This window comes from Vibrio sp. R-1, assembly GCF_035615595.1.
Classification (GTDB): Bacteria; Pseudomonadota; Gammaproteobacteria; order Enterobacterales; family Vibrionaceae; genus Vibrio; species Vibrio cholerae.
On record NZ_WPDC01000281.1, the window covers coordinates 1 to 592 of the forward strand.

1 protein-coding gene is annotated in these 592 nt (G+C 37.5%); it reads left to right on the forward strand.

Going from position 1 to position 592, the window contains the following annotated elements; translation table 11 throughout:
* Positions 1-96: 96 nt before the first annotated feature.
* Positions 97-576, forward strand: coding sequence for a hypothetical protein (locus GOU96_RS18125; protein ID WP_019829640.1), 480 nt, complete (start codon positions 97-99; stop codon positions 574-576).
* Positions 577-592 lie beyond the last annotated feature (16 nt).

Sequence of the window (592 nt, forward strand, 5' to 3'; positions counted from 1 at the left end):
TATGCGTTGGTTTTTGTGGTTATGGTGTAATGCGGAAGCTTGGTAGTGGCGTTGTCTGCCCCTTAACCGGGCGTTAGTTTAAAAAGGACAGTCTGTATGACTCCAAACGAAAGACAATTTGCAGCATTTGAGCGATTTATATCTCTCTTGCCTCATGGTAAAGAACGCGAACTTGTTATTTTGAAAGGTCATTTATTAATTGAGGAGCAAATAAGGTTAATTATCGAAACTAATTTGCCAAATTACAAAGTATTAGAAAAAGCGAAACTCAGTTGCGATCAAGCTATTTGCCTAGCGCAATCAATGTTACCTAAAGACGCTGATGAAACATGTTGGATTGCTGCTAGGAAACTAAATAATATTAGAAACAAAATTGCTCACAGAGTCGAACATCAAGGACTGGAACATCAAATTGAAGACTTTATTAAGTCTGTCCCTATTAACTGGGGAGATGTTGATAAAGATACTGCATTCGAGTTAGCTCTTTGGGGATTGTTTGCAAAAATATCGTCATATGTCGAAGGTGAGTTTTCAGACATAATGAAAACAATGGTTCCTGACGTTGACGATATTTAAACTAACAAACGCCTCA